The sequence below is a fragment of the Chamaesiphon sp. VAR_69_metabat_338 genome (assembly GCF_031423935.1).
GTDB lineage: Bacteria > Cyanobacteriota > Cyanobacteriia > Cyanobacteriales > Chamaesiphonaceae > Chamaesiphon.
In genome coordinates this window covers 1-1954 of record NZ_JANPGM010000541.1, presented here as the reverse complement: position 1 = coordinate 1954, position 1954 = coordinate 1, and the positions used below count along the sequence as shown (strand labels likewise).

Here is a 1954-nt window from a genome sequence, read left to right as displayed (position 1 = left end):
AACTGCTCGCGATCGCCGATGGATATCTAAATCTATAAGGCAAAGCTGTTGAAGATCGAGCCTGGAGCGTAGCTAAATTTATGGCTCTCTCCATTGGATGATAGTTCGATCGATCGTTTTTAGCTGTCTGCCTTTAGAGAGAGAAGCAGCTAATGGCTGCATTTATTTGCACATCGAGTGCGATGTTTGCCAGCAGAATACCACCAAAGACAGTAGGTCTTAGGCTTTAGGTTTTAGGCGGTAGTTAGAGAGTAGAAGATGGATTTTGGAATAATCCTCTATTTCCCGTCCCCCAGTCCCCGTCACCTCATCTCGATCGATCGAATTACCAAAGTACAGAAACAAGCATAAGTAAAAAAGCTGCTGAAAATTGTCTTGGGGATCTTGACGAGTATCGGCGGCCTTTTGGATGTGGGCGCGATCGCCATCACGGCAATCGAATTCCGTGGGACAAACTCGATCTCACCGCTCCAGATCGCGAACGAGATCGATCGTAATCGATCGATTATCACCAGCCAAATCCCGCTATACCGATCGATAAAAAATTAGCGATCCCCTAAATTTCACAGCTATCTATCTCTATCCAAAGGTGTAGATAATATTCGAGATTGGTGCGCGTCTAGTTGGAGATCGAGTCTTAAATAAGCGATTCAGATCGATCGATCTCTCAAGGCGATTAGCTTACCACGGCGGAGATCGCACCGATTTTAATAACTCTTACCATTGACGGATTTAATTACGATTTTTTTTACTTAAATTTGAAACATCCCAGTAATCTTGCATTAACTTATCGCAGTAATAGGCAGGTACTACTCGATCGGTTGAGGTATCGAATTGGCAGATTACTAATTGAATTTATGAGGACTCTTAAATGGCTGGACAAATATGTTGGATTCCTAAATTTGGCTCTAATGGTACCCTCTCACTATATCTACGCCTAGAACCTTACCACCCCTGGAAAGCCCACACAGCATTCCCACATTTATGCGTTGCGGACTATCTGATTCCGGGCGGCTCGAAAGGCTGGGCAACTTGTCAAAAACTCTTGGCTGCTGGCTGGACGATCGTGCCAACAGAGCAAGCCCGTAAATCTTTTGAAGCACCCGTTCGTACCATGGCGAGTATGGGTAACGGCGATGCACTTGCAAGTTAATCGTCGCTAAGCACGCAGCAAACTCGATCGATAGCAGCGTTTAGCTCTAACTTTTTCTTAGAAGATTGTTACCGTATTTGGAATCAGGATCCAATGACAACCGCTCAATTTCAAGATGCCGCCACGACTCGGAAAATTCGCTATGCAGTAGTTGGCTTGGGTTGGTTTGCCCAAGCAGCCGCTTTACCTGCTTTTGATAATACCGATAACTCCGAGGTAGTGGCACTAGTTTCGGACGATGCGACCAAACGAACGGAGGTCGCCAATAAGTATGGGATCGAGGCGGCGCATACCTACACATACGATCGGTATGACGAGCTATTGAGTAGCGGCAAAATCGATGCCGTCTATATTGCCTTACCCAATCATCTGCATTGTGACTACACAGTGCGCGCTGCCACAGCCGGAATTCATATTCTGTGTGAAAAGCCAATGGCTGTCACTGTGGCTGAATGCGATCGGATGATTGCCGCCGCTCGGGAAAATCAGGTTAAATTGACGATCGCCTATCGACTGCATTTCGATGCGGCTAACATGCAAGCAGTGGAAATCGTTAATTCCGGTCAAATCGGCACGCCGCGCTTTTTTCACTCGATCTTTGCCCAACAAACCGAAGGTGCGAACAGTCGGATGAAGGCCGCAAGTGGTGGCGGCACGCTCGAAGATATCGGCATTTATTGTATCAATGCCGCTCGCTACATCTTCCAAGCCGAGCCGACTGCGGTGTTCGCCACTAGTGCGAGCAATGGCGAAGAACGCTTTCGGGAGGTTGCCGAAATGACCAGTGCGATCTTACATTTT

Annotated in this window: 2 protein-coding genes; both read left to right on the top strand. The window is 47.1% G+C overall.

The features are described 5' to 3' along the window. The first annotated feature begins 871 nt into the window (after window positions 1-871). Window positions 872-1153: a hypothetical protein gene (locus RMO84_RS14935; protein ID WP_310489238.1), complete on the top strand. Its 282-nt coding sequence runs from the start codon at window positions 872-874 to the stop codon at window positions 1151-1153. Window positions 1154-1246: 93 nt separating this feature from the next. Next, a partial coding sequence (locus tag RMO84_RS14930; RefSeq protein WP_310489237.1) for a Gfo/Idh/MocA family oxidoreductase occupies window positions 1247-1954 on the top strand: 708 nt, incomplete at its 3' end.